Below are 24,375 nucleotides of genomic sequence, written 5' to 3' on the forward strand. Positions count from 1 at the left end.
GCGTCATTTAAAACAAATTACCGAAAAATTCCCCAATGCCCCGAAACAATAACGTGAAGAACCCGGCCTTCTCGACCGTCTTGGCCGCGGTCAGCTTGGTCTGGTTGCCGGCTGCATTGCCCAGGTACGTCAGCTTCTCGCCCTTGGCATCGACCGTGAGCGCGCCAGCCGTAGCGCCTTTTTTAACCGGCGCGGCAGCCTGCTTGGCCATGCCCTTCGCCGGCACGTAGGTGTACCTCAAGTCTTTGGTGGTCGCGCTAGTCGGCACCAACACGGAAACGGTGTCCGCCGCGCGCAAAGCCACGCTGCTTTGCTTGCCCTTATCCACCTTCAGCGCCTGGTGGCCGGCGACTGCCTGATTCTTAGTCGTGGCCGTGAGCGGCTTCCAGTCGGCAAACACCGCCCGCATGAGTTTAGCGGTTTGGTCAAAGCGCCGAGTGACCGCGGTCCCACCGGCGTTCAGAACGACCGTAATGAGCCGGTAGCCGTTCTTTTTGGCCGTGCCGGTGAAGCAGTTGCCGGCCAGATCCGTGGTGCCAGTCTTCAGGCCATCAACGGGCAGATCCTTTTGCGCAGAGACGCGGCCTGGCAGCATCCAGTCATAATTATCCATCTTGGTCTGGTCACTGGTGCCACGGCGGAACATCATGCTCGAGATCTTGGTGGTGTCCAGGATCTCCGGGTAGTCGTTCAGCAGGTGCTTGGCGACAATGGCCATGTCTTTGGCCGACATTTCATTTTCTGCGTTCGCCGGCGTGCCCGGGACCCGGTCAGTTTTCAGCTCAGAATTGTTTAGGCCAGTCACGTTCACGATTTTCGCGTCGCTGATGCCCCAGCCCTTCAGCAGGTCATCCATCTGGGTGACAAACTTGGGCTGCGAGCCGGCAACCGCGTTGGCCAGCAGCATCATCGCATCGTTGGCAGAATAGATCACGCTAGCCTGGTAAAGCTCCTTGATCGTGTACTTATTCTCCGGCTCCAGCGGCACCCCTGACAGGGACGTGTCCTTGGCCAGCGTGTAAATGGCGTTGTCCGGTGAGATCGTGTCAGTCCACTTGAGCTTGCCGTCATGGATCGCCTGCAGCACCAGGTACAGCGAGATCATCTTGGTCATCGACGCGATCGGCAGCGGCTGATCCGCGTTCTTCTGGTACAAGATCTGGCCGGACTTGGCATCCACCGCGACCGCCGCTTTTGCGTTGACGTCAACGTTGGTGGCCGCCGCCACGCTGGTCGGGGCCGCAGCGGCCCACACGGAGAGACTTGCGACCAGAACGATCAGGCCGCGCCAAAATTTTTTCATGGTTAAACTCCTCATTGATTTTTGACTTTTTGCGCCGGCTTTAGGGTTTGCCCCAAAGTCCGCGGCAGGTGAATGACAAAGCTGGTCATGGTCGGCGTCGAATCGGCGTAAATGTAGCCGCCATGCAGCGTGACAATGCTCTGGGCGATTGCCAGCCCCAGGCCGGTCCCGCCGGTTTCCTGGTTGCGCGAGCCTTCGACCCGGTAAAAGCGATCAAACAGCTTGCTCAGCGAATCGTTGGGGATCTGTTCGCCGTCGTTTTGCACCTTGATGACGACCTCGGAGCCCACTTCCTCGGCGTTGAGAAAAATGTGGTGGGCGCCTTTGCCGTACTTCAACGCGTTAGCAATCAGATTATTGAAGACGCGGCCAAGCTTTTCGGTGTCGGCTTCCATCATCAGCGGGTTCGGCCGCCCAGACACGACGAAGCGCAGGTGGTGTTTTTGCCCCTCCAACTCAAAGCTGGCGGCGAGCTGCTCCATCATCGCGATCATGTCAAACTTCACCGGATTCAGCGGGGTCGTCGTTTGGCGGACCTTCGTGTACTCAAACAGGTCCTCTACCAGCACTTTCATTTGCTTAGCCTTCAGGTACGCGGTGTGCGTGTACTTGACCAGCTCCTCATCGTTTTTATACTGCTTGTCCTCAATCAGGCCGAGGTACCCAATGATCGAGGTCAACGGCGTGCGAATGTCGTGGGACACGTTGGTGATCAGCTCATCCTTGCTGCTTTCGATCCGCCGCTCCTCTTGCATGGAGTTAACGGTGGAATCGACCAGCGCGTTAATAGAGTTGATCACCTTTTGCAGGTCGGTGTTGACCTTGAACTGGATGCGGTGATCCAGGTGGCCGTCAGCGATGTAATGCAGCTCGCGGATCACGTGGCGCATCTGGATCTGCCGGTAGCGGCGGATCAGGCGCCAGTAGACGACGATCACATCAACAATCGCCATGACGCCCATGAAGACGCTGCGCCATGACCACAGGTGCTGCTTGTCTTGGCCAAAGGTCAGGACGTTTTTCACACTCCAAATCGAATCCTGCAGCTGCTGGCTGATATCCACCAGCTCCTTAAGCAGCACGAACAGCGCAAAGTTGAGCATCAAAAGCAGGACAACAGTGACGGCGCCTTCAAACCACAGCTCGGATTTCTCCTTGCCAGCCAGGCGGACTTTTTCTGCCATGGTTAGGCCTCGACTTTGTAGCCGACACCCCAGACGGTTTCGATCACCTTTTCACCGCCAGTGGCCTCTTCGATCTTGTCGCGCAGGTGTGAGACGTGGACCATGACGGTTTTGGCCGACACAATCGACTCCTGCTGCCAGACGCGCTCGAAAATCTCGTCGGCGGAAAAGACGCGGTTGGGGTGGCTGGCCAGCAAGTACAAGATCCCAAACTCAAGCGCGGTCAGCTGGATCTGCTTACCGGTCAGCGTGGTGACTTCGTGGCTGTCCTTCATGATGGTGAGCGGCCCGACTTCAAGCTTATCCGGCTCGGTATTGGTGACGTTGTTCGTGAAGCGGCGGAGCAGACTCTTGACCCGCGCCATGACTTCCAGCGGGTTGAAGGGTTTGGTGACGTAATCGTCGGCGCCGGTGATCAGGCCTTGAATTTTGTCCATGTCGCCCGTCTTGGCGGAAACAATAATAATCGGGATCTGCGAATCCTTGCGCACCTGCTTGACCACGTCAATGCCAGACATGTTCGGCATCATGATATCGAGGATCATGAGGGCAATGTCGGGATTCGTGGCCAATTTCGTGATGGCCTCTTTGCCGCTGTATGCTTCAATTGGTTCGTAATGTTCATTTTTGACGTAAATACTGAGCAGTTCGACGATTTCCTTGTCGTCATCTACAATGAGAATTTTCATAAGAGTGCTCCTTTATAAAAGGCTGCGAAGGGTCTGCGCACTTAGCCCGATGGCTAACCTAGCCTGGTGCATTGCCGCCGCTTTTGGGCGGCGAGGCACCGGGCGTAGTTAGACACTCGGGCGTTGCAGACCCGGAGCGCAACTAGGATAAGGCTGCGAAGCGGGGCGATTTTAGCCCGATGACTAGCCTAGCCTGGTACATTGCCGCCGCTTTTTGCCGGCGAGGGCTTGGACGTAGCTAGGCGCTCGGGCGTTGCCCCGCTGAGCGCAACTACGATAAGGCTGCGAAGGCGGGCGGTTTTAGCCCGACGACTAGGAATAAGCCTGCGAAGGGTCTGCACTTTCACCTCGAGTAAAAGCATTGACTGACCGACTCCCCCATTTGCAGAAAAGTCCTCAGTCCGCCTTCATTGTACCAAAAGGATTGCCAGCTTGCTTAAGCCTTTGGGAATGGGCTGAAAATTCTTAAGGAAGTGGTCACCAAAAAGCCCCGACGCAAGCAGACTGCTTGCATCGGGGCCGAAAGTGATTGACTGAATTATTCGACCGAGTAATTAGGTGCTTCTTTGGTGATTTGAACATCGTGCGGGTGGCTTTCACGCAGGCCCGCGCCGGAGATCTGGATGAACTGGGCGTTGTCCTGTAGGTCAGTGACGGTCTTGGCGCCGACGTAACCCATGCCTGAACGCAGTCCGCCGTCCATTTGGTAAATGACGTCGGCGAGGCTGCCCTTGTAAGCGACGCGACCTTCGATGCCTTCCGGAACCAGCTTCTTGGCTTCGTTCACGCCGCTTTGGAAGTAGCGGTCCTTGCTGCCGTGGGCCTGCTCCATCGCACCCAGCGACCCCATGCCGCGATAAGTCTTGAACCGCCGGCCTTGGTAGATTTCCATGTCGCCAGGCGCCTCATCCGTGCCCGCCAGCATGGAACCCAGCATGACGGCTGTACCGCCAGCGGCCAGTGCCTTCACAATGTCGCCGGAGTACTTGATCCCGCCATCGGCAATGATGGCCTTACCGCGCTTGCGGGCCTCAGTCGCGGCATCGTAAACCGCCGTCAACTGCGGCACGCCGACACCGGCAACGATCCGCGTCGTGCAAATGGACCCCGGGCCTATCCCGACTTTGACCACGTCAACGCCGGCGTCGTACAGGGCCGCGGTACCTTCAGCGGTCGCCACATTGCCGGCGATCAGGGTCGCGTCCGGGAAGTGGGCGCGGATCTCCTTGACCTTGCGCAGCACCCCAGCGGAGTGGCCATGCGCGGTGTCGATGACGATGGCATCGGCACCGGCATCCAGCAGTGCCTGTGCGCGTTCGAAAGTGTCAGAGGTAACACCGACAGCAGCGGCAACCAGCAGGCGACCGTGGGCATCCTTAGCGGCGTCCGGGAACTCAACGACCTTTTCGATGTCCTTGATGGTGATCAAGCCGGACAGGCGGCCGTCTTCGTCAACCAGGGGCAACTTTTCGATCTTGTGGGCCTGGAGAATTTCCTCAGCCTCTTGCAGGGACGTGCCAGTCGGCGCAGTGACCAAGCCCTCCTTGGTCATGACTGAGCCAATCGCCACGCTGTGATCCTTGACGTAGCGCAGATCGCGGTTGGTGATGATGCCGGTCAGCTTACGGGAATCCTTGGAATCGACAATCGGCACGCCGGAGATCCGGTACTTTTTCATCAGCGCGTTGGCTGCGGAAACCGGGTCATTGGCGGTCAGGAAGAACGGGTTGATGATGACGCCGTTTTCGGACCGCTTCACGGTCAGGACCTCATCGGCCTGCTGAGCGATACTCATGTTCTTGTGAATGACGCCGAGGCCGCCCTGGCGCGCCATGGCGATGGCCATCGCAGAGGTGGTGACCGTGTCCATGCCAGCGGACAGGATTGGAATGTTCAACTTCAGGTTTGGTGCGAGCTGCACTTTCAACTCGACATCTTGCGGCAAAACGTGACTTTCTGCAGGGATCAACAGCACATCGTCAAACGTGAACCCTTTTCGCGCGAACTTCGTGTCCCAATTACTCAAGTGAGAGCCCTCTTTCGTTTTTTGTTGTTGACCAGCATAGCACTGAGGGCCCTGAAGCGTCAATGGATACGCAAAAAGCCGCGCTGAGCCCTGACCCAACGCGGTTTGTAAATGATAATTGTCTCATTTTCAGTGAGCTAGCTCCGAATGATCAGAGCCAAGCAGACAAAAGGAAAATGAATTGTTCGCTATATTCGGGATTTTAACGGCTTGCCGAATAGAAAAGTTCGGATTACTGAGCCATCAGGCCCCGCAAGTGGTAGCGCCGCTTAAGCAGGTAGTGAATGCCGTAGGTGACCACGGCCACGACCAGGTAGACCGGCCACTGCATCGGTGACGTGATCGGCGACTTGATCATGCCGACCGCCCCGGCGGCCCAAGACCCGACCAGGATCACCATCACCATCATGACCATGACCTGCCAGGTCTTGCGCCGATCGGTCTTTTTCTTGGTGCTCCACTCGTTGTAGTAGGCAAAGGCAAACCCGGCGACCGCCGCCATCAGCAGCAACGACATCAGGCCGTTGCCACTGGCGGTTTGCGGCTTGTTGCGGTTAAAGTAGCCCATCACCCCGTAAACGAGACCAAACATGCTGGAAAACAGGAAGGTGAGATCCAGGCCGTTCAGCCAAAATGGCACTTTCTTACGCTTCTTGGGCCGGTGGATCAGGCTATTCGCCTTTTCCGTGACTGGCCCGTACAGCTGCGTGGCCGGCTTACCTTGGTGCTGCGCCGTGATGATCTCCGGCAGCAGTTCCTGCAGCACGGCCTTTTGGCGTTCTTCCGACCACTGGTGATCGGTCAGGATCCGACGCAGCTTGAACACGTACTCGTCATTTTTCTTCGACAGCTTGCCCAGCAAGGCGTCGACGTCAACGACTTCCTCCACTGCTTCGGCTTCTTTGACTGGTTTTTCCGTCACAATTGTTCCCCCTAAACGTTGAACCGGAACTCGATGATGTCCCCGTCCTGCACTTCATATTCCTTGCCTTCAGAACGGTAGCGGCCGGCTTCCTTGACCGCCTGGACAGACCCGTACTTGTCCAAATCGGCGAAACTCATCGTCTCGGCGCGAATGAACCCACGCTCGAAGTCGGAGTGAATGATCCCGGCGACTTGCGGGGCCTTCATCCCCTTCTTAAAGGTCCAGGCACGCGTTTCCGGCCCGCCGGCGGTGAAGAAGGTCGCCAGGCCCAGCAAATGATAGCTGGCCTTGATCAGCTTGTCCAGCCCAGATTCGGAGACCCCTTCGGCCTCCAGAAAATCGGCCTTGTCCGAGTCGTCCAGCTCGGCGATTTCCTCTTCGGTGCGGGCGGACACGGCGATTACTTCCGCGTTCTCCTTGGCGGCCTCCGCCTTGATTTGCTGAACGTAAGGCGACGCGTCCGGATCGGCCATGTCGGCCTCGGCGATGTTCGCCACGTACAGGACCGGCTTATCGGTGAGCAGGAACAGGCCGTGGACGATCTTTTGCTCATCCTCGTTAAAGGTCAAAGACCGGACCGGCTTGCCGGCTTCGAGCACCGGCTTGATCCTTTGCAGCACGGCGAACTCGGCCTTGCCTTCCTTGTCGCCGCTTTTGGCGATTTTTTCAACCTTGGTGTAGCGCTTGTCGACGGAATCCAAGTCGGCGATGGCCAGCTCGAGGTTGATGGTCTCCATGTCGTCCAGCGGGTCGACCTTGCCGGTGACGCTGGTGATCTCATCGTCATCAAACGCGCGGACCACGTGAACAATGGCGTCCACCTGCCGAATGTTTTCCAGGAACTTGTTGCCCAGGCCTTCGCCCTTGGATGCGCCTTTGACGATCCCGGCGATGTCCGTGAACTCAAACGTCGTGTGGATGATCTTCTTGGCCGGGATCAGCTCGTCGATGCGGGCCAGGCGACTGTCTGGCACCTCGACCATGCCGACGTTCGGGTCAATTGTGGCAAACGGGTAGTTCGCCATTTCGGCGCCTGCCTTGGTGATCGCGTTAAACAATGTGGACTTCCCGACGTTGGGCAAGCCGACGATACCTGCTGTTAGTGCCATTACGTTACTCACTTTCCTTTTTGTCTGCTTTTACCAGGATCTTCTTCATTTTATGATCAAAATCGTGGCGGCTCATCATTACAATGTGGCCGCAGCCTGTGCATTTGATTTTGATGTCCATGCCGACGCGAATGATTTCCCAGTCGTTGGTGCCGCATGCGTGCGGCTTCTTCATCAGCACGCGATCGTGCAATTCGTACATCCTGATGCCTCCTTTAACGGCTGTCTAGTTCGCGCGCAGTTAATCCAGATCGACGTTGAACAAATCCAGCAGGCGGCTAAGGTCGTCCTGCGTCTCAAAATCGATCTCAATTTTACCCTTGCCCTGCTTGCTTTGGGCAATGTTGACCTTCGTGCCGAACTTATCCTGCAGCTGGTGCTCGCTTTCGCGCAGGAACGGCGACTTGGGGGCAACCTTCTTACTCGGCTTAGCGCCCTCGTTCAGCTGATTGATCAGGCGTTCGAGCTGACGCACCGTCAAATTATCCTGCACCGTCCGTTTGGCCAGGGGCACCAGGCGCTTCTTGTCCTTCAGAGACAGCAGCGTCCGGGCCTGACCCATCGACAGCTTTTTTTCGTTCAACAGTTTCTTGACCGCATCCGGCAGGGTCAATAGCCGCAGGTAGTTGGCGATGTACGGCCGGCTCTTGCCCAGCCGCTTTGAGACTTCCGCCTGCGTCAGGTTTAATTTCTTGATCAGTGTATCATACGCCTGCGCCTCATCAAGCGGGGTCAGGTCTTCACGCTGCAAGTTTTCGAGCACCGCGATCTCCATCATCTCCGGATCATCAAACGTGCGGATGATCGCCGGAATGGTTTTCTTGCCTGCGAGCTTAGACGCCCGGAAGCGCCGTTCGCCCGTGATGATCTCATAACCGGACACACTTTGTCGCACAATGATGGGTTGGAAGACCCCGGTTTGCTTGATGGAATCTGCGAGCTCATTCAGCGCCGCCTGGTCAAACGACTTGCGCGGCTGGTAAGGATTGGGCCGAATGTCCTTGAGGGGCAGTTCGTCCACATTGTTTACCGTCAGGTCGGGACTTTCGAAGTCCTTGAAAATGGCATCGATGCCTCGCCCTAAGCCCTTGCTGTTTTTATTCGCCATGGGCCGCTAGCACCTCCTTGGTCAAAGCTTCGTACACTTCTGCGCCCTTGCTCTTCGGGTCGTAATCGATGATCGGCAGCCCGTAGCTTGGCGCCTCGGCCAGCCGCGTGATGCGCGGAATTACCACATCGTACACCTTATCGCCGAAGTACTTGCGCACCTCCGCGATGACCTGGGCACCCAGATTGGTCCGGGCGTCGTACATGGTGAGCAAAACGCCTTCGATGCTCAGCGTCGGGTTGAAGTGCTTTTGCACCAGCCGGACGGTGTTGAGCAACTGACTCAAACCTTCCAGCGCGTAGTACTCACTTTGAACCGGGATCAAAATCGAGTTCGCCGCAGTGAACGCGTTGATCGACAGCTGACCCAAAGACGGCGGGCAGTCGACCAGCACGTAATCGTACTGGTCAAGCACCGGCTGGAGCCCCAGCTTCAGGCGCATTTCCCGCGCCATTTGGTTGGTCAGCTCGATTTCCGCGCCGGCCAGCTGAATCGTGGCCGGCACGATCGACAGGTTCTGGTGCTTGGTTTTCATGATGGCTGACTGAATCGGCTCCTCCGACACCAACACGTCGTAGATGTCCTTTGCGACGTCGGCCTTCGAAACGCCGACCCCGGAGGTCGCGTTGCCTTGGGCGTCGGCGTCGACGATCAGGACCCGCTTGCCGGCACTGGCCAGGCACGCACCTAAGTTGATCGTCGTCGTGGTTTTGCCCACGCCGCCCTTTTGGTTTGCGACCGCAATCACATGTGCTGCCATCTTGCCCTCCTACTTCTTTTCCTTTGGAATCTCGATGATGAAGCGGTAAGCCGAAGCGGTCTCCTCTTCCTTCACCTGCGGGGCCAGCCCCGCGTCTTGAATCAGTTTCACCGACTGCTTCAGTGTGTTGACCGCCATGCGCGCATCTTTAGTGACAAGCGTGCGACGGCGGCGTGGCTTTTTGGCCTTGTCCTTGGACTTAGTGGCGACCGGCTTGGCCACCGAAGATGGCGCCGGCGCCTTGACGCCCAGCGTGTCATCGACCAGCTGCGCAGTTTCCTTGACAGTCAGGTGATTGGCCAAGATCTCGTGCAGCAGCAGCTGCTGGTGATAGTCATCCACCTTCAACAGCTCGCGGCCGTGACGCTCCGAAATTTCGCCGTTCATGATCGCCGCCTGGACCGAGTCGGACAGCTTTAAAAGCCGCAGTTTGTTGGCAACAAACGACTGGCTTTTACCCAGCTGCTTGGCCAAGTCCTGCTGCGTCATCGCGTTCAGCTTCATCAAGTCGGTGTAGGCCTCGGCCTCCTCAATTGGGGACAGGCCTTCACGCTGCAGGTTCTCGATCAAGGCCATGGCAGCCGACTCCTCGTCGCTCATCTTCTGAACGATGGCCGGGGCTTTTTCAAAATGCAGCGACTGCATGGCCCGGAAGCGGCGTTCACCGGCGATAATCTCATAGTGAGCCGGCTTGTACTCACGCACCACGATTGGCTGCAGCAGCCCGTGCTCAGAAATGGTGGCGGCCAGCTCCTGAATCGCTTCCGGGCTGAACACCTTCCGCGGCTGGAACCGGTTCGGCACGATGGCCGTCAGCGGCAGCTCTTGGACCACTGTCTCGTTACTTTGCGGTTTTTTCTTCCCAAAAAAGAGTGCCAAAGGCTAACCTCCTAACGGTTGCTTACTGGGCGTTCCCGGCTTGCGCGGAAAGCGGCCCGGTGTTTTGCTAATTTTATCCACCACGATCAGCGTCCGCGGGTCGCCGGTTTCCGGCAGGCTGAGCGTCTGCACTTGCTTTAGCTGGCCCCCCAGCTCCCCGAACGCCGTTTTCGCATGGCTGATTTCTTCTTCGCCCTTACTGCCCTTCAGCGCCACAAACTGACCGCCTGGCCGCACCAGGGGCAGGCACAGCTCAGCCAGCACGTTCAGCGGCGCCACGGCGCGGGCCACCACGACGTCGTACGCCTCGCGATGCGCGCTGCGCTTGCCGCCAAAGGTCTCGGCACGGTCGTGGTAAAGGTGCACGCCGCTGAGGCCAAGCGCCTGGACCAGGCCGTCAAGAAAGGCAATACGCTTGTTCAACGAATCAACAATCGTCACGTCCAGCTGCGGCGCCATGATCTTGACCGGCAACGAGGGAAAGCCGGCGCCGGCCCCGACATCGCACAGCGTCAGGGGTTCACTTTTCAGTGCCGGCACGGCCTCCAGTAAGGTCAGCGAATCGTAAAAGTGCTTGAGGTAAACCGCGGACTGCTCGGTGATCGCCGTTAGGTTCACATGTTCGTTGGCCGCCACCAAGTCCTGGTAGTAGCGCGCAAACTTCGCCAGCTGCGCGGCCGTGGGCGTCACTCCCAGGGCCGCCACTGCAGCGCTAAACTCCGCCTCATCCATCGGTTTGCCTCCTTTGTTGGCTGCGCGATTGAACCGCGCAGTGTGAAACTTTTTGCTGGTTTCACGACACCCTCTAGTTTAACTTAATCGACCGCCAGTCACAACCTGACTCTGGCCAAGAAACTCACATCTCGCAGCGACTGGTCGCGTTTTCGCCGCAGCGCGGCCGCTTTTGCTTTGCCACCGCATGTGCTAAAATTGTGCGCAAGTAAGAACGAAAGGAAGCGCGCCATGAAAGAGCCAATTCGCATCGCGTACTTATATGAAGACTTGATGAACACCTACGGGGACAGCGGTGACGTCAAGATCCTGCGCTACTGGCTGGGCCTTGAAGGCTATCCGGTCATCGTGGACAACGTCAGTCTGGGCAAGCCGTTCAACGCGGCTAACTATGATTTCGTCTTTTTCGGTGGCGGTCAGGACTACGAACAAACCGTGGTCGCCAAGGACCTGCCGCGCTTCAAAGACACGCTGGCCGCCTACATCGAGGCGGGCAAGCCCATGCTCGCGATTTGCGGCGGCTACCAGCTGCTTGGCACCTACTACAAGACCGCCGACGGCACGACCATCAAGGGCCTGGGTATCCTGCCGCTGCACACCGTGTTCAAGGCAGACGCGCGGATGATCGGCGACACCGAGTTTGAAACCGAGTTCGGCACGGTCAAGGCGTTTGAGAACCACAGCGGCCGGACCTACTTCGATGACAAGAACAAGCTGCACCCGCTGGGCAAAATGATCCAGGGCTACGGCAACAACCCCGACGACGGCGTGGAAGGCATGCGCTACAAGAACACCTTCGGCAGCTACGCGCACGGTCCGATCCTGCGCAACGAAAACATCGCCAAGGCCATCACCAAACTGATCGTGCAGGCCCACGAGGCGCGCGTCGCCCAGCCGACCGCGTAACTCCGCAGCGCAAAAGCACCCCGGCAAGCCAAATCGCTTACCGGGGTGCTTTGTTGTGCCTTCAGCTAGTCTTCTTCGATCACGGTGCCGGCATTGGGGCCCGCATCAAGCTTGATGATGCGATCGACCTTGATCACGACTGCGGCAATCGCTGCCGGCAGGTGCTTGCTCTGGGCAAAGGCCTGTGCGTCGTCAAAAATCTGGTCATCCTTGTGGATCTCAACCGTTCCTTCAAACCGGAACCCCTTGAGCTTGCTGCGGTCGACCGAGGCCACTGCAGCCTTGCCATTCTGCTGCAGGTTGTGCCAAGCATGCCGGCCGGTTTCCTCGTTGTAGATCAGATGGTGATCGTCAAAGACCCGCATGGTGCCTTTCGGGCCGACTTGCGGATTCCCATTTTCATCCGCCGTGGCTAAAAAGTTGAGTTGTGAGCCGATCATGTCCTTCATTTCTTGTGTCAATGTTGCCATGAAATCAGATCCTTTCGCTTACTTTTTATTACCAAATCAGTATACCACACTGCGGCATTAATGGCGCCTGGGCCACCAAAGACTGACGAGCAGTGCTAACGCGCCGCCCATGAGCAGGCCCACCAGTCCGACCAAAAACGGATTCGGCTCCAGCGGCCGCAGCAGCCACCATTCGAGGGCAGCCCCCAGCACCAAGACGACCACCAAGCCAAGCGACAGCCACAATCTGCGCCGCATCACAGCCGCGCCAAGATCGTGTACTGGGTCGGCTTCTCCTTGCCGGCGTTCGGATCTGAGTTGGTGCCTTCGTAAAACACATCGAAGCGGCCCTTGCCGTCCTTGGCCACGATCAGGCCCTTGGTCGAGGCGTGATCGACCTTAAAAATCTCGGCCGATCGCCGTGCCGCCTGAAAATCGTAGTCGCTGGCGATGGCATCGCCTGGATTGAAGAAGATGGTTTCTTCCGCCATGTTGTGTCACTCCTTTGCGTGTCCCTGCACGTCCTTGACCTTCGCGATAATGGCTTTCACAAAAGCCGCAAACGCCGGCATGTCAGATTTTTCCGCGCCCTGCTCGATCTTGACCGGCTCCGCGCCAACCACGGCGCCGGCTTTTTCAAACGCGGCGTCAAAGAGGTCGGGTGCCGTATTGTAATCCTTACCGTACCAGGGATCGCCAGTGCCGGCCACACCGACGACAACCGGCTTGCTCAGATCCACCTGCGGAATGTCTTCGTAAAAATCATTGACTGGCGGCGGTACGATGCCGCCCAGCCACGTGTAGGTGGAAATGATCACGGCGTCGTAATTGGCCATCACCGCGGCGTCGGTTTGCTGCATCTGGCCCACGGTGACCGTGGCGCCCTCGCGTTCAAAGAACAGCTGCAAGATCCGCGCCATGCCCTTGGCGTTACCCGTCACTGATTCGTACAAAATCAAAATCCTCATCCCGCTCACCTCTGCTTCCAGTATACCCTGTCGGCCGGGGGATGGAAAAGCTTTCAGGCTGCAGGCTGCGAAGGTCGGCGAACTTAGGGTGACAGCTAGCCTAGCGTAACGCTTCGCCGCTGCACTTTGGCGGCGAGGCGTGTGGCGTAGCTAGATGCTCACCCGTTGCCGACCTGAGCGCAACTACAGCAGGCTGCGAAGCCGAGCGATTTTAGTCCGACAGATAGCCTAGCTCAGGGACGGGTGCCGCGCAGCGGTGCCTGTCACTGAGCGTAGCTAGCTGCTCGGGCGTTGCTCGGCTGAGCGCAACTACTGCAGGCTGCGAAGGTCGGCGAACTTAGGGTGACAGCTAGCCTAGACATACGCTTCGCCGCTGCACTCTGGCGGCGGGGCGTGTGGCGTAGCTAGATGCTCACCCGTTGCCGACCTGAGCGCAACTACGCAAAAAGCCGCCGAGTACCCCAGCGGCCTTTCATCTAAACTTATTCTGCGTAGTTAAAGTGAGTCAGCGGCGCGTGCTTCACGTCCTCAATGGTCTTGGTGCCGGCCAGCTGCATGGTGATCTCAAGCTCATGGTTGAGCTCCTCGAAAACGGACTGCACGCCTTGCGCACCACCCAGAGCCAGGCCGTAAATGACAGGCCGCCCCATGGCAACCAGGTCCGCGCCAGCCGCCAGCGCCTTGAAGACGTGGCTGCCGCGGCGAACGCCGGAGTCGAAGATGATCGGCACCTGGTGGTTGACTGCCTTGGCAATGGCCGGCAAAACATCGATCGAGGCCGGGCCACCGTTCAGCTGACGGCCGCCGTGGTTGGAGACATAGATGCCGGCAGCGCCTGCACCGATGGCTCGCAGTGCGTCTTCAGGGGACTGAATGCCCTTAACGATGACCGGCAGATGCGTGTAATCCGCAATGCGACGCACATCGTCTTCGGAAATCTTCTGGGCAGCACTGGCATAAATCTCGCCGATGCCCTTCCCCTTGCCATCGCCTTCGGAGAACTTGGTCAAGTTCGCCATCGGGATTGGGAACTGGAAGTTGTTGACGATGTCGGCTTCGCGATAGCCATCAACCGTTGCGTCAACAGTCAGAAGAATCGCCTTGACACCGGCCTTGACGGCTTCGTCCAGCAGGCTTTCGTTGAAGGTCCAGTCCTTGCTCATATACAGCTGGAAGAACTGCGGTGCCCCGTTGCCGGCTGCCGCAGTATCAGCAATCGAAGTGGAAGAATACGTGCTTTGCGCCATCAGGCCACCAACGGCCGCCACGCCGCGCGCGGTGTCCTTTTCGCCTTGGCTGTGGGCTAAGCCCTGCGCCGCGGTCGGTGCCATCATGATCGGCGTCTTTAGATCCAGGCCAAAAACGTGAGTGGCCAAGCTAGGCTGCTCGATGTTCGACAAGGCCTTAGGAACGATCTGCAGGTGACCAAAGGCCGCCGTGTTCTGCCGCAGGGTCCAGTCATCCTCAGAACCGCCGGCGATGTAGCCGAAGCCGCCAGTCGGAATGATTTTCTTCGCCTCTGCCTCAAGACTTGGCAGGTTGACGATATTCAGCTTCTGTTCGCGATCGCTTTGTTCGTACCCATTTGTTAATGTCATGATGATTGCCTCCAATGCGTTAATTGATTACGAGGTTCATCATATCACTTACATTTTACAAGTAAAGAGTAAATGGCTAACTTTTTGCAAGTAAATAAAAAACCAGGCCCAAAGCCTGGTTTCGTATACTTAGTTAATTATTCTACTGCGGCCTCCGGGGCCTTGCTGCCGGTCAGGATGAAGTGGATCGCATCCTGCAGCTCACTTTCGCGGAAGAAGCGAATGTCGGGGTCGTTGCCGAACCGGTCGACCTCAATGACTGGTTCAAAACCCGAAAAGCGCAGCAGCACCTTTTGCAGCCAGGCGTTCCAGACCTCGGTCGTCAGGCCTTGGTGGTTGGCCAAGTTGCGGTGAATAATCACGTTCTTGTTCTCGAAGCTTCGCACGCGCATCGGCGTGGGCTGGGCTTCGGCCAACGTGTTCAGATAAGCAAGACGATCCATGAATACCAGCTCCTTTCGCAGGCAACTCCGACAGATTCCCTTACTTTTATTATACAAACACCCGTTCGTTTTTGCAACCAAAACAACTTCGCTGCGCATTTTGCCTGAAATTCGGTATACTAGACGTAGAACATGAATCAAGGAGGTTCACACTAGTGAATGAAAAAGACCAACTGAGCGCTTTTGCACGCGAGATCATTGAGTTCCAGCGCAAGAATGACCTCACGGATACGGAAATGGCATTGAACAGCCACGTGTCGGTGGAGCACATCCACAACATCAAGGCGATGCGTGAGCAGCCGGAAGCAAGCGTTGTGGCCAGCCTCCGCGACTACATGGAACACAAACCGACTGGCAAATAAATCTGATGAAACCGAAACGAGCCGCCCATCCTGATGGATGAGCGGCTCGTTTTGACGTCAATCGGCTTGTTTCGGCTCAATTTTCATTAACGTGTCGTTGGGAATGCGGATCAAATCAAACCGCTCGGCCAAGTGGCCCACGTGCATCCCCAAGGCGTTGAGGAAGGTCGGCTTGAAGTGCGCCGTCATCGTCGCCACGTACGCCTTCTCCGTTGTGGTATCCAGCTTGACCAGCTGCTTGTGGTGCCACGGGTACATGCTGGCCTTCATGGTGAGCGGATCGCTGCCCAGTGAAATGTCGGCGTCGTGGCTGTTGGTCTGGTTCTTCGCCCCAGCGGTCCAGTACGTGTAGTGCTGCACGGGCTGCTTGCCGTTGCCAGACGCCACCGTCACGTAGTATGACCGAGTCGCCCCGGTTTGCAGGATCAGCGGCTGGTAGGCGTAACGCACGGAAACGACCCGACTGTCCGCGTAATCGATTGGGCGCAGCCAAGAGACCCACGCCATGCCATAGGTGGCCGCCGCCAAAATGACGACTTCGAGCAGGTCGACCAGCCAGGTCGGGCCCGGTTTTTGACCCTTCACCACCATTTTCAAGTGACGCGAGCGGATGTTCCAGATGATAAAGCCCAGGTATGCTGCCAGCAGCACCCAAGCAATGATCCCGATCCAATTCGACATAATTGTCCCTCCAAGCCGTTAGTGCGTTGCGTCTGCCTGTTCAACCGCCTTTTGCCCAAGCAGGTTCAGGTAGTTCCAAGGCCGGTCGTAGTACGGGTTGAACAGCATATCCACGTACGCCAGGTCGTCGATCGTGTTGCGGTTTTGAATCATCACTGACAGCAGGTTGGCTGACTGGGCGATGTCGTACTGCGAAAACAGCTGGCCGCCGAGGATCCGGCGATTGCTGCGGTCGTACACCAGTCTCAGGGACACCCGCGCGGTGGTCGGCATGAACTCCGGCCGGTAATTATCCACGAGGTCGACGGCCGCGGCGTCAAACCCGGCTTTCTGCGCCCGCGACAGCGTCAGTCCGGTGCAGGCCAGCGTCTTGTCGTACAGCCGCAGCGCCGAGGTCGCCTGCGTGCCCATGTACCGAGTCTTATTACCAAAGACATTGATCCCGGCGAGCTTGCCCTGACGCACCGCATTGGTGGCCAGCGGCGCGTAGGCGTCCTTGTGCGTGGGATTGTAATGCACCGCCACGGTGTCGCCTGCCGCATAGATGTCCGGTGAAGATGTCTGCATGTAGTCATTGACGTGAATCGACCCGTCGGCGTTCATTTTGACCTGGCCATCAACCAGCTCCGTCATCGGCTGAAAACCGACACACACGACGGCGAGATCCGCCTGCCACTCACCCTTGTCGGTGGTGATGTACACGTGCTGGTCATCGCTATCAAACTTCAGCGCGACTTCTTGCAGGTGGGAATCGACGCCATGGGCGGCAAGCTCCGCCTCGACCTCTTTAGCCAGCGGCGCGTCGACGTAATGGCTGAGCAGGTGATGCACCCCGTTGATGAACAAGATGTCATGGCCGGTCCGGCTGTACGCCTCGGCCAACTCAACGCCGATGTAGCCGCCGCCGATGATGGCGATGCGGTCGGCGCCTTCAGCGGTTTGCTTGATGGCCAGGGCGTCATCGTAATTCTTGCACATCAGCACGCGCGGCACGCTGACCCCCTGAATCGGCGGGATCACCGGATAACTGCCCGTCGACACGATCAGCTTGTCGTAGCTGGCCGTGAACTTGTGGTGGTCCACCATGTCCTGGATCGCCAAGGTGTGCCTCTTTCTGTCTACGCTCAAGACGTCGTGCTGCAAGTGGATGTGAATGTTTGGCCCCAGCGCTTCCAGACTTTCCTTGCTCGCATAAAACAACTGCTCGGGAGCCGTCACGGTGCCTTCCAGGTACAGTGCGATCCCGCAAGACAGAAACGAAATATCGCTGCGACGCTCGTACACATCGACCGTGGCCTCTGGATGGGCGGCGGCGATTTGCGTGACGGCGGCCGTTCCAGCATGCGTGCAACCCACAATGGCAATCCTCATGACGGCATTCCCTCCTTGCCAAGTTTCATTACCTTTCATTATTACACGATTGAATCGAAAGCAAAAGGCGGCGCACTATCAGTTTTCGTAAGATTCACGCTACAATTGATGAAAAGGCCCTGAATCCCGAACCGTCGGAGGTGAACCGCATGAAAATTGCCCTGATTGGCGCCGGTCCGCGCGGCCTGCTCGTGCTCGAGCGACTCAGCGCGTGGCAGCAAGGCAGCCAAGGCCCGCTGAACGTCACCCTGTATGACCCCTTTCCAATTGGCGGGCGCGTGTGGCGCCGCGACCAAGACCCTCATCTGATCATGAACACCGCCGCCCAACACATCACGCTGTTTTACGACCGGACCGTTGAAGATCCCGGGCCGGTCAATTCTGGCCCGGATCTAGCCCAGTGGGCCAAGCGCGAGGCCGAAGCGTACATTGCGCGCACTGGCGGCCCAAACGCGCCAGCCTTTGCCCAGGCAGCCAAGGGCCTGGGCCCGAACGATTATCCACCACGCGGCCTGTACGGCTACTACCTGGCCTGGTTTTACGACCAGCTAAAGCAGCACCTTCCGGCCACCATGACCCTCACCTTTCGGCAGGAAAGTGTGGCGCAGGTCGCGCCTGGCGCGCCGTACACCGTGACCGCCGCCACCAGTACTGAGAAATATGACGGCGTGGTCATGGCCCTTGGCACGCTTGAAAACAGCCTCACCCGCGAGCAGGCGAAGTTGCAGCAATTTGCCCAGGCGCACCACCGCTTCTACCTACCGCCTGGGTTCCCAGCGGAGGGCGAGCTGTCTTCCATCAACCATCAAGATGTCGTGATCCTGCGCGGGCTGGGGCTGAGCTTTTTTGACTTTGTCAGCCGCCTGACGGAAGGCCGCGGGGGCTTTTTCACAAAAACCGCGAGCAGCGAACTCGTGTACCACGCCAGCGGGCGCGAGCCTCATTTGCTGGCGGGCTCGCGGCGTGGCCTGCCGTACCACGCAAAGGCCCGTAACGAAAAAGCCCCGGGTGAGCTCTGGCCGGCTCGCTTCTTGACGACGCCGCAGCTGGCCGCCTGGCAGCAAAGCGGCGGCGTTACCGGCAGGCAGTTCTGGCAGGCCCTGCAGCGCGAGGTCGGCTTTGTGTACTACTCCCTGCTGCTGGCGGAGCGCCACCCGGGCATCGACCTGACCGGCTTTCAAAGCGACTACCTGCAGCAACCAGAGAAAGCTGTCGCAGCGCTGCAATTGCCTGCTTCAGAACGTCTCAACTGGGACGCCCTGACCGCTGTGCCGGAGGGCGACCTGCAAACCGTCATTCAAGATTACCTCGCTGCGGATGCCAAGGCCGCCGAGCGCGGCAGCAAAACCGGCCCGTTGACCGCTGCCTTAGAGGTGCTGCGCGACTTGCGCGACCCCATCCGGCAAGTGGTTTCGCGCGGCCTGCTCACCGACGACGAGTACCTGGACTTTTTTCTGCGCTGGTTCAACGGCACCAATGACTTCCTGTCGATCGGCCCGCCGGCACTGCGGATCAAGCAGCTGCTGGCGCTGAGCCGTGCCGGGATCATCTCGTTTCTGCCGCGGCAAATGACGATCCGCACGCAAGGCGCATACTTCATCGTGGGCTCCAAGGCCGACACCGACTTCCAGGCGGCCGGCACCGCCCTGATCGAGGCCCGCGTGCCGGCGGCAAACGCCAAGGCCGCCAAGGACCCGCTGCTCACCCAGCTGCTGCATGACGACGTGGCGACGCTCATGGACCTCGAGCTGGCCGGCGACCGCCGCTTCCAGTCTGGAGCGGTGCTGGTCGATCGGGACACGGCACAACTGCTGAACAGCCAGCATCGGCCTCAGGGCAAGCTGTTTTTCTGGGGCGTGCCCACAGAAGGCGTCAACTGGCTGACCACGGCAAGCCCGCGCCCGTACGTCAATGACATCAACCTGCGCCTCGCCAACCGCATTGCCCGCCAGCTCCTGAAGTGACCGAACCTGCCCGGCGATTATGGTAGAATTGAGCCATCATCAAAAGGAGGGGCTGTCTTGTTCCCGTATGCCAAATTGCGCACCCTGAACGGCCTAGAGTCGTCCGTTTACACTTACATAAATCAGCACCAGGCGGAAGTTGAGACCATGACGATCCGCGAGCTGGCCGAAAAGGCGCATGTCAGCACGACCACGATCCTGCGCTTCGCCAACAAAATGGGTTACGAAGGCTACTCTGAGCTCAAGTACGCCTTAAAGCGTAACCGCGCGGCTCTCAGCGAGCCCACCCCGCTGTCCGACCAGGACTTGTCGGCACCCTTGGCGGAGTTTTTTGAAACGGTGACGACGCCCGAATTCAGCAAGCTGGTGGACCAGGCAGTAGCAAAGCTTGAGCAGGCGCCGCTGGTCCTGCTTTGCGGCATCGGTACCGGCGCGGCCTTGGCTGAGTACGGCGCCCGCTTTTGGTCCAACACCGGGACCTTTTCGCTGGCGCTGACCGATCCGGACTACCCCTTCCCGGAACAAACTGCGGTCCTGCAAAACACTGTGATGGTCGCCTTGTCAGTGTCGGGCGAGTCGCAGCCGGTGATCGACATGGCCACCCGCGCACAGCAGGCGGGCGTTTACGTCATTGCACTGACCGACCACGCAGACTCGACGCTAGCCCACCTGGCCGACCTTGTGATCACCTACTACCTGCCGGAACTGACGCGTGGCGGCCTGAACCTGACCACGCAAATCCCGATCATTTACCTGCTTGAGCTGGTCGCCCACCGGCTCAAGCAGCCTCGTTAACGCATTGCCACCTAAAAAAGCAAGTTGAAGCACTCAATCTGTTTTATTTTAGTTATTTGTTTTTTAGTGGGGTCAAATTCTTTCAATCTCGTCTGCAAACGGTTACACTAAAAATGTGGTTAACCACTCGGCGGATTTTTGTCCGTCGCTGTTTCCCGCGCTGCGCCTTCATCTGCCCGGCAGACGTGCTGGACAACATAAAATGAGAGCGCTGCCCGGAACTGTTTTTCGCGCAAGAGTTTAGCGCACTGGCCAAGTCAGCATCTATCGTTCACATTCTCCATGCCAGTGCATCACCCGTGCGCGGGGGTAAACACTTTTTGGGAGGAATTTCTATGCAAGCCATTATGAACCTGCTGGAAAAGTACGTCGTCCCAGTGGCTGCTAAAATCGGGTCAATTCCCTGGCTGGTCGCGCTGCGTGATTCATTCATCGCGACACTGCCGATCACCATGGCCGGCTCTCTAGCAACCCTGCTGAACGCGCTGCTTTCCACCTACCCTGCACAGTGGGGTTGGACAAGTTTCGTCAATGCCGTGCAGCCGATCATCATGATCGACAACACCGTATCCGTTGGGTCTTTGACCATCTTCGCCGTCTTCTTCTCCGCAATGTGGGGCTATCACCTCGCTGAAGCGTACCAGGTCGACGGGGTCGCCGGGACACTGATTTCACTTTCCGCCTTCTTCATGGGTATCAACAGCAGCGCCAGCCTGGCCCTCACCGGCAAGCTGAGCAAGTCTGCTGCTAAGGTGATCACCGATGCCGGCGGTTCTTACGCCAATGGGAGTATCACCGTACCTAACGCATTTGGCACCGCCAACTTGGGCTCTGCGAGTCTATTCACGGCCATGATCTTCGGCGCGATTGCCACCGTTGTCTACATCTGGCTGATGAAGAAAGATATCTCCATCAAGATGCCCGACACCGTGCCGCCGGCCGTTTCCAAGGCCTTCACGACCCTGATCCCAGGGATCGCGGCCCTGTATGTCATTGCCATTATCACCTACCTGTTCCAGACCTTCACCGGGCAGGCCTTCGGTGACTGGCTGTCTGCCACCATCCAGGCCCCACTGCTTCACGCGGGCCAAGGCGCCGGTATGGTGCTGCTGGTTTCCTTGCTGGTTCAGGTCTTCTGGTTCTTCGGGATTCATGGCCCGAACGTGCTGGCACCAATTCTGGAATCCATCTGGGGCACTTCTCAGATTGCCAACATCCAGGCCTTCCAGCACGGCGAACCACTGCCTTACAAGTGGGTGCGTGGTTCCTTCGACGCCTATGTTTGGTTCGGCGGTTCAGGTGGTACCATCGTCCTGCTGATCGCCATCCTGCTGTTCTCGAAGCGTGCTGATGAAAAAGCCGTCGCAAAACTTGCTTTTGCCCCTGGCCTCTTCAACATTAACGAACCAGTCATGTTCGGGCTGCCAATCGTTTTGAACGCGATCTACTTCATCCCGTTCATCATGGCACCAGTTCTGAACACTGCCATTGCTTACTTCGTCACTGCTGCTGGCTGGGTTGGCCCAGTCAAGATCGCGGTTCCTTGGATCACCCCACCAATCCTGAACGCCTTGATGGCGACCGGGTTCGACTGGCGAGCCGCGGTACTGGCCCTTGTCAACATGGTCATTGCGTTCTTCATCTGGGTCCCATTTGTTATGGCATCCAGCCGAGTTCAAACGGACGCGCCTGACGACGGCGGCACTGCCGCTTAACCGTATGAGCCACTGGTTGTCTTTACCCAACCAGTGGCTTATTATTAACACTAGTGACTGCCGCAACCGGTTTCTTCGCTGGTAGTCCTCTAATAAATCGAACATGAAGGAGTCAGATAACATGGTTGTTGTTAGTTCTGCACTGTATCTGGATAAGATGATCGCCGTTTTGGAAGCTTACGATGAAGATGGCGTCACCTTCAAGCTGAATAGCAAGCAGGGCATGCGTGCCACATTCAGCACCACTGCCACCGACTTGGATGCGGCGGCCAAAACCGCCAAAGCAGAAATCAAGAAGCAAAGCTGGGCTTCCGCGATTCTGTTCACCGTCGGCGTCGCCTAACTAGGCATGAAGGAACATTACAGTTCCGGCATGTTATCAATGGCCATCGGGTTTTACGTCATCATGATCAGCCCGCAAGGCCCCGGGACCCAGAACCTGGATCCTGGTCTCCTGACGCTCGGTATCGCTTTAGTGGTGCTCGGGGTCGTGCTGATAACACGCCGTCACCGGCGCACCAAGTCTTCCAGCGATAGTAAATAACTTGTTGTGCCAATTGCGGCCTTGCACATGTTGTGCGAGGCCGCTTTTTATGTATAATACGGCGGCTCACCGGCCATTACGAACCCCACTTTAAACGGGCCAGCGAAAACGACTCCCAGCCGGGGTCACCTCACCCGGAGAATGAAGGCCCCAACGTAACCAGCCTCATCGCCGCCGCTTAATCTGACACGACTCCGAAAAGTGTTCCTGCTGGCAAAACGCCGCCGTAATTCGCTACGCTTAAATCAGGAGGCGAGCGTATGCAACAGTATATTGGCATTCCCACCGACCAGCTGGCCGGTGTCAGTCCCTACATCAACACCCAAAGCGCCAGCATCGTGCCCCAAGCCATCAAAGAGGCCGTCATCGATGCTGGCGGCGTCCCTTTGATTTTGCCGTTTCCCGCTCGAGGGGACCAGATCGATGCGCTGGTCCAAGCCGACGTGGCCGCAATCTCGGGGTTATTTTTACCTGGCGGGCCCGATCTTGATCCCACGCTGTACGGCCAGGAACCGGAGCTAAAGCTCGGCAGTGTCATCTTGCCCGAGGATCGCTTCGAGCTGGCACTGACCCAGGCAGCGATTCAGGAAGGTCTCCCGGTGTTTGCGATCTGCCGCGGCATGCAACTGCTGAACGTGGCGTGCGGCGGCGACTTGTACCAGGACCTCGGCACCGACGACCCGCAGGCTCACCTGAGGCACGCCCAGGCGGCACCGGGTCAGTACCCGACCCACCACGTGCGCATGGCTGAAGGGTCTCGGCTGGCGAGCCTGATTGGCCCGACCGGGTACGTCAACTCGCGCCACCACCAGGCGGTGCACCATGTCGGGGCCAGTCTGCGCGTGTCGGCCGAGGCGCCAGACGGCGTGATCGAAGGCATCGAGTCTCAAACCGGCGACCAACTCCTTGGCGTCCAGTGGCACCCGGAAAACCTGACCGCCAGTCAACCGGCTCAGGGCCGGTTATTCACCGACCTGGTCGCCCGGGCCAGCGCCTTTTCAAAAACTCATCAAAGGAAGTGACCTCATGCGCCCCGTGATTGCCTTAGTGGCCGATGTGATTCACGACCCCAGCGTCTTCACCGTGCCCAACACCGTCGATATTTCCCCTACCATGTTCAAGGATACGATCCTGGAAGCCGGCGGGCTGCCGATCACCATCCCGTACCCGACCAATGCGCGCCTGATCCCCGAGGTGATTCAAGCCTACCTGCCGCTGTTTGACGGGTTGATCCTGCCCGGTGGTCCAGACGTCGACCCCACGCGCTACGGTGAGCAGCCGCGCCCTCAGCTTCAAGCGGCTAATCCCTTGCTGGACGCCTTCGAACTGGAGCTGATCAAGGCGACTTATGCGGCCGGCAAGCCGATGTTTGGCCTCTGCCGCGGCAGCCACATTCTAAACGTCGCGTTTGGCGGCACCTTGTACCAGGACCTGGAGACGGAAAAAGCCGACGCCCTACGCCACCTGCAGGCCACCTCCGGCGAGTACCCGACCCACCACGTCGCCATCGTCCCGCAGACCCGCCTAGCCAAGCTGCTTGGCGACACCGCCTATGTCAACTCGCGCCACCACCAGGCCAGCCGCACGTTAGGCGCCGGCCTGCGCCTGGCCGCCAAAGCCTACGACGGCACCATTGAGGCGTTTGAAAGCGAGGATAATGACCTCATTCTCGGCATTCAGTGGCACCCGGAGAACTTGTGGCAGGACGCGCCTTCGCAACTGAAAATCTACGCTGACTTCATTGAACGCGCCGCCTCGCACCGCCAAGGGATATCGACCCTGGCAGCCGGCGAAGCAAAATAGCCGCAAAACAATCTAAGATTAGTTCCGGCGAGAATTGAGGCTTCACCTCGATTCTTACCGG

At 58.2% G+C, this 24,375-nt stretch carries 28 protein-coding genes; 9 read left to right on the forward strand and 19 right to left on the reverse strand.

The genetic code is table 11. The annotated features are described in order from the left end of the window. Nucleotides 1-7: 7 nt before the first annotated feature. The 11 genes from FC75_RS00595 to rsmG all read right to left on the reverse strand — a co-directional run bounded on the left by FC75_RS00595 (nt 8) and on the right by rsmG (nt 10,715). Complete coding sequence (locus FC75_RS00595; protein WP_056988754.1) at nt 8-1,303, reverse strand: D-alanyl-D-alanine carboxypeptidase family protein; 1,296 nt, start codon at nt 1,301-1,303, stop codon at nt 8-10. A gap of 11 nt (nt 1,304-1,314) precedes the next feature. Then, entirely contained in the window at nt 1,315-2,487 is a 1,173-nt protein-coding gene (locus tag FC75_RS00600; RefSeq protein ID WP_054665338.1) for a sensor histidine kinase, read from the reverse strand. Nucleotides 2,488-2,489: 2 nt separating this feature from the next. After that, nucleotides 2,490-3,176, reverse strand: a complete 687-nt coding sequence (croR, locus tag FC75_RS00605; protein WP_054665334.1) for a response regulator transcription factor CroR — start codon at nt 3,174-3,176, stop codon at nt 2,490-2,492. A gap of 538 nt (nt 3,177-3,714) precedes the next feature. After that, nucleotides 3,715-5,202 (reverse strand): IMP dehydrogenase, encoded by a 1,488-nt coding sequence (guaB, locus tag FC75_RS00610; RefSeq protein ID WP_054665343.1) that lies wholly within the window; start codon nt 5,200-5,202, stop codon nt 3,715-3,717. Nucleotides 5,203-5,434: 232 nt separating this feature from the next. After that, nucleotides 5,435-6,124: a DUF1129 domain-containing protein gene (locus FC75_RS00615; RefSeq protein WP_054665331.1), complete on the reverse strand. Its 690-nt coding sequence runs from the start codon at nt 6,122-6,124 to the stop codon at nt 5,435-5,437. Nucleotides 6,125-6,135: 11 nt separating this feature from the next. Then, nucleotides 6,136-7,236, reverse strand: coding sequence for a redox-regulated ATPase YchF (gene ychF / locus FC75_RS00620; protein ID WP_056988756.1), 1,101 nt, complete (start codon nt 7,234-7,236; stop codon nt 6,136-6,138). Between the two features lie 4 nt (nt 7,237-7,240). Further along, the gene (locus tag FC75_RS00625) at nt 7,241-7,438 is read right to left on the reverse strand and encodes a DUF951 domain-containing protein (protein WP_054665328.1); all 198 of its coding nucleotides are present in this window, start codon (nt 7,436-7,438) and stop codon (nt 7,241-7,243) included. 39 nt (nt 7,439-7,477) lie between these two features. After that, entirely contained in the window at nt 7,478-8,344 is an 867-nt protein-coding gene (locus FC75_RS00630; RefSeq protein WP_054665324.1) for a ParB/RepB/Spo0J family partition protein, read from the reverse strand. Then, on the reverse strand, nt 8,334-9,104 hold the full coding sequence (locus FC75_RS00635) for a ParA family protein (protein WP_054665319.1): 771 nt from the start codon (nt 9,102-9,104) through the stop codon (nt 8,334-8,336). The genes FC75_RS00630 and FC75_RS00635 overlap by 11 nt, the downstream gene beginning before the upstream one ends. A gap of 9 nt (nt 9,105-9,113) precedes the next feature. After that, nucleotides 9,114-9,983 (reverse strand): nucleoid occlusion protein, encoded by an 870-nt coding sequence (gene noc / locus FC75_RS00640; protein ID WP_056988758.1) that lies wholly within the window; start codon nt 9,981-9,983, stop codon nt 9,114-9,116. A 3-nt stretch (nt 9,984-9,986) separates the two neighbouring features. Then, entirely contained in the window at nt 9,987-10,715 is a 729-nt protein-coding gene (gene rsmG / locus FC75_RS00645) for a 16S rRNA (guanine(527)-N(7))-methyltransferase RsmG (protein WP_056988760.1), read from the reverse strand. A gap of 231 nt (nt 10,716-10,946) precedes the next feature. Here rsmG and FC75_RS00650 point away from each other — a divergent pair, with 231 nt between their 5' ends. Continuing rightward, the gene (locus FC75_RS00650) at nt 10,947-11,621 is read left to right on the forward strand and encodes a type 1 glutamine amidotransferase (protein ID WP_054665236.1); all 675 of its coding nucleotides are present in this window, start codon (nt 10,947-10,949) and stop codon (nt 11,619-11,621) included. A gap of 65 nt (nt 11,622-11,686) precedes the next feature. On the opposite strand, the gene FC75_RS00655 is transcribed toward FC75_RS00650, so the two are convergent. The 6 genes from FC75_RS00655 to FC75_RS00680 all read right to left on the reverse strand — a co-directional run bounded on the left by FC75_RS00655 (nt 11,687) and on the right by FC75_RS00680 (nt 15,079). Beyond that, nucleotides 11,687-12,091 carry a pyridoxamine 5'-phosphate oxidase family protein gene (locus tag FC75_RS00655; RefSeq protein WP_054665233.1) on the reverse strand — a complete coding sequence of 135 codons (405 nt, stop codon included), beginning with the start codon at nt 12,089-12,091 and terminating at the stop codon, nt 11,687-11,689. A gap of 57 nt (nt 12,092-12,148) precedes the next feature. Further along, on the reverse strand, nt 12,149-12,328 hold the full coding sequence (locus tag FC75_RS00660) for a hypothetical protein (RefSeq protein ID WP_054665230.1): 180 nt from the start codon (nt 12,326-12,328) through the stop codon (nt 12,149-12,151). After that, the gene (locus FC75_RS00665) at nt 12,328-12,561 is read right to left on the reverse strand and encodes a hypothetical protein (RefSeq protein WP_054665227.1); all 234 of its coding nucleotides are present in this window, start codon (nt 12,559-12,561) and stop codon (nt 12,328-12,330) included. Before FC75_RS00665 ends, FC75_RS00660 begins: the two co-directional genes overlap by 1 nt. A gap of 6 nt (nt 12,562-12,567) precedes the next feature. Then, entirely contained in the window at nt 12,568-13,038 is a 471-nt protein-coding gene (locus tag FC75_RS00670) for a flavodoxin domain-containing protein (RefSeq protein WP_054665224.1), read from the reverse strand. 482 nt (nt 13,039-13,520) lie between these two features. After that, nucleotides 13,521-14,636: a lactate oxidase gene (locus FC75_RS00675; RefSeq protein WP_056988761.1), complete on the reverse strand. Its 1,116-nt coding sequence runs from the start codon at nt 14,634-14,636 to the stop codon at nt 13,521-13,523. Between the two features lie 137 nt (nt 14,637-14,773). Further along, a complete protein-coding gene (locus FC75_RS00680; RefSeq protein ID WP_054665220.1) occupies nt 14,774-15,079 on the reverse strand; it encodes a hypothetical protein in 306 nt (101 codons plus the stop codon). Between the two features lie 155 nt (nt 15,080-15,234). Here FC75_RS00680 and FC75_RS00685 point away from each other — a divergent pair, with 155 nt between their 5' ends. Beyond that, nucleotides 15,235-15,441: an LBP_cg2779 family protein gene (locus FC75_RS00685; RefSeq protein WP_054665217.1), complete on the forward strand. Its 207-nt coding sequence runs from the start codon at nt 15,235-15,237 to the stop codon at nt 15,439-15,441. A gap of 57 nt (nt 15,442-15,498) precedes the next feature. On the opposite strand, the gene FC75_RS00690 is transcribed toward FC75_RS00685, so the two are convergent. Beyond that, entirely contained in the window at nt 15,499-16,122 is a 624-nt protein-coding gene (locus FC75_RS00690) for an LVIS_2131 family protein (protein ID WP_056988763.1), read from the reverse strand. A gap of 18 nt (nt 16,123-16,140) precedes the next feature. Further along, nucleotides 16,141-17,493 (reverse strand): FAD-dependent oxidoreductase, encoded by a 1,353-nt coding sequence (locus FC75_RS00695; RefSeq protein ID WP_054665214.1) that lies wholly within the window; start codon nt 17,491-17,493, stop codon nt 16,141-16,143. Between the two features lie 149 nt (nt 17,494-17,642). On the opposite strand from FC75_RS00695, the gene FC75_RS00700 reads away from it, so the two are divergent. The 7 genes from FC75_RS00700 to FC75_RS00725 all read left to right on the forward strand — a co-directional run bounded on the left by FC75_RS00700 (nt 17,643) and on the right by FC75_RS00725 (nt 24,314). Then, the gene (locus FC75_RS00700; protein WP_056988765.1) at nt 17,643-19,457 is read left to right on the forward strand and encodes an FAD/NAD(P)-binding protein; all 1,815 of its coding nucleotides are present in this window, start codon (nt 17,643-17,645) and stop codon (nt 19,455-19,457) included. Nucleotides 19,458-19,514: 57 nt separating this feature from the next. Further along, complete coding sequence (locus tag FC75_RS00705) at nt 19,515-20,252, forward strand: MurR/RpiR family transcriptional regulator (RefSeq protein WP_056988767.1); 738 nt, start codon at nt 19,515-19,517, stop codon at nt 20,250-20,252. 335 nt (nt 20,253-20,587) lie between these two features. Then, nucleotides 20,588-21,967, forward strand: coding sequence for a PTS sugar transporter subunit IIC (locus FC75_RS00710; RefSeq protein WP_056988769.1), 1,380 nt, complete (start codon nt 20,588-20,590; stop codon nt 21,965-21,967). Between the two features lie 121 nt (nt 21,968-22,088). Next, complete coding sequence (locus tag FC75_RS00715; RefSeq protein ID WP_054665208.1) at nt 22,089-22,310, forward strand: hypothetical protein; 222 nt, start codon at nt 22,089-22,091, stop codon at nt 22,308-22,310. Nucleotides 22,311-22,316: 6 nt separating this feature from the next. After that, on the forward strand, nt 22,317-22,511 hold the full coding sequence (locus tag FC75_RS12580) for a hypothetical protein (protein ID WP_156403550.1): 195 nt from the start codon (nt 22,317-22,319) through the stop codon (nt 22,509-22,511). Nucleotides 22,512-22,771: 260 nt separating this feature from the next. Further along, nucleotides 22,772-23,533, forward strand: a complete 762-nt coding sequence (locus FC75_RS00720) for a gamma-glutamyl-gamma-aminobutyrate hydrolase family protein (RefSeq protein WP_054665204.1) — start codon at nt 22,772-22,774, stop codon at nt 23,531-23,533. Between the two features lie 4 nt (nt 23,534-23,537). Beyond that, on the forward strand, nt 23,538-24,314 hold the full coding sequence (locus tag FC75_RS00725) for a gamma-glutamyl-gamma-aminobutyrate hydrolase family protein (protein ID WP_054665201.1): 777 nt from the start codon (nt 23,538-23,540) through the stop codon (nt 24,312-24,314). Nucleotides 24,315-24,375: the final 61 nt, after the last annotated feature.

The sequence above is a fragment of the Lacticaseibacillus camelliae DSM 22697 = JCM 13995 genome (genome assembly GCF_001436615.1).
GTDB classification, from domain to species: domain Bacteria; phylum Bacillota; class Bacilli; order Lactobacillales; family Lactobacillaceae; genus Lacticaseibacillus; species Lacticaseibacillus camelliae.

Excerpts from the sequence above, each read along its gene's own strand:
- FC75_RS00595 (WP_056988754.1), bottom strand. The coding sequence starts at position 1,303 with ATGAAAAAATTTTGGCGCGGCCTGATCGTTCTGGTCGCAAGTCTCTCC.
- FC75_RS00600 (WP_054665338.1), bottom strand. The coding sequence starts at position 2,487 with ATGGCAGAAAAAGTCCGCCTGGCTGGCAAGGAGAAATCCGAGCTGTGG.
- croR (WP_054665334.1), bottom strand. The coding sequence starts at position 3,176 with ATGAAAATTCTCATTGTAGATGACGACAAGGAAATCGTCGAACTGCTC.
- ychF (WP_056988756.1), bottom strand. The coding sequence starts at position 7,236 with ATGGCACTAACAGCAGGTATCGTCGGCTTGCCCAACGTCGGGAAGTCC.
- FC75_RS00625 (WP_054665328.1), bottom strand. The coding sequence starts at position 7,438 with ATGTACGAATTGCACGATCGCGTGCTGATGAAGAAGCCGCACGCATGC.
- FC75_RS00630 (WP_054665324.1), bottom strand. The coding sequence starts at position 8,344 with ATGGCGAATAAAAACAGCAAGGGCTTAGGGCGAGGCATCGATGCCATT.
- FC75_RS00635 (WP_054665319.1), bottom strand. The coding sequence starts at position 9,104 with ATGGCAGCACATGTGATTGCGGTCGCAAACCAAAAGGGCGGCGTGGGC.
- rsmG (WP_056988760.1), bottom strand. The coding sequence starts at position 10,715 with ATGGATGAGGCGGAGTTTAGCGCTGCAGTGGCGGCCCTGGGAGTGACG.
- FC75_RS00650 (WP_054665236.1), top strand. The coding sequence starts at position 10,947 with ATGAAAGAGCCAATTCGCATCGCGTACTTATATGAAGACTTGATGAAC.
- FC75_RS00655 (WP_054665233.1), bottom strand. The coding sequence starts at position 12,091 with ATGGCAACATTGACACAAGAAATGAAGGACATGATCGGCTCACAACTC.
- FC75_RS00660 (WP_054665230.1), bottom strand. The coding sequence starts at position 12,328 with ATGCGGCGCAGATTGTGGCTGTCGCTTGGCTTGGTGGTCGTCTTGGTG.
- FC75_RS00665 (WP_054665227.1), bottom strand. The coding sequence starts at position 12,561 with ATGGCGGAAGAAACCATCTTCTTCAATCCAGGCGATGCCATCGCCAGC.
- FC75_RS00670 (WP_054665224.1), bottom strand. The coding sequence starts at position 13,038 with ATGAGGATTTTGATTTTGTACGAATCAGTGACGGGTAACGCCAAGGGC.
- FC75_RS00675 (WP_056988761.1), bottom strand. The coding sequence starts at position 14,636 with ATGACATTAACAAATGGGTACGAACAAAGCGATCGCGAACAGAAGCTG.
- FC75_RS00680 (WP_054665220.1), bottom strand. The coding sequence starts at position 15,079 with ATGGATCGTCTTGCTTATCTGAACACGTTGGCCGAAGCCCAGCCCACG.
- FC75_RS00690 (WP_056988763.1), bottom strand. The coding sequence starts at position 16,122 with ATGTCGAATTGGATCGGGATCATTGCTTGGGTGCTGCTGGCAGCATAC.
- FC75_RS00695 (WP_054665214.1), bottom strand. The coding sequence starts at position 17,493 with ATGAGGATTGCCATTGTGGGTTGCACGCATGCTGGAACGGCCGCCGTC.
- FC75_RS00700 (WP_056988765.1), top strand. The coding sequence starts at position 17,643 with ATGAAAATTGCCCTGATTGGCGCCGGTCCGCGCGGCCTGCTCGTGCTC.
- FC75_RS00710 (WP_056988769.1), top strand. The coding sequence starts at position 20,588 with ATGCAAGCCATTATGAACCTGCTGGAAAAGTACGTCGTCCCAGTGGCT.
- FC75_RS00715 (WP_054665208.1), top strand. The coding sequence starts at position 22,089 with ATGGTTGTTGTTAGTTCTGCACTGTATCTGGATAAGATGATCGCCGTT.
- FC75_RS12580 (WP_156403550.1), top strand. The coding sequence starts at position 22,317 with ATGAAGGAACATTACAGTTCCGGCATGTTATCAATGGCCATCGGGTTT.
- FC75_RS00720 (WP_054665204.1), top strand. The coding sequence starts at position 22,772 with ATGCAACAGTATATTGGCATTCCCACCGACCAGCTGGCCGGTGTCAGT.
- FC75_RS00725 (WP_054665201.1), top strand. The coding sequence starts at position 23,538 with ATGCGCCCCGTGATTGCCTTAGTGGCCGATGTGATTCACGACCCCAGC.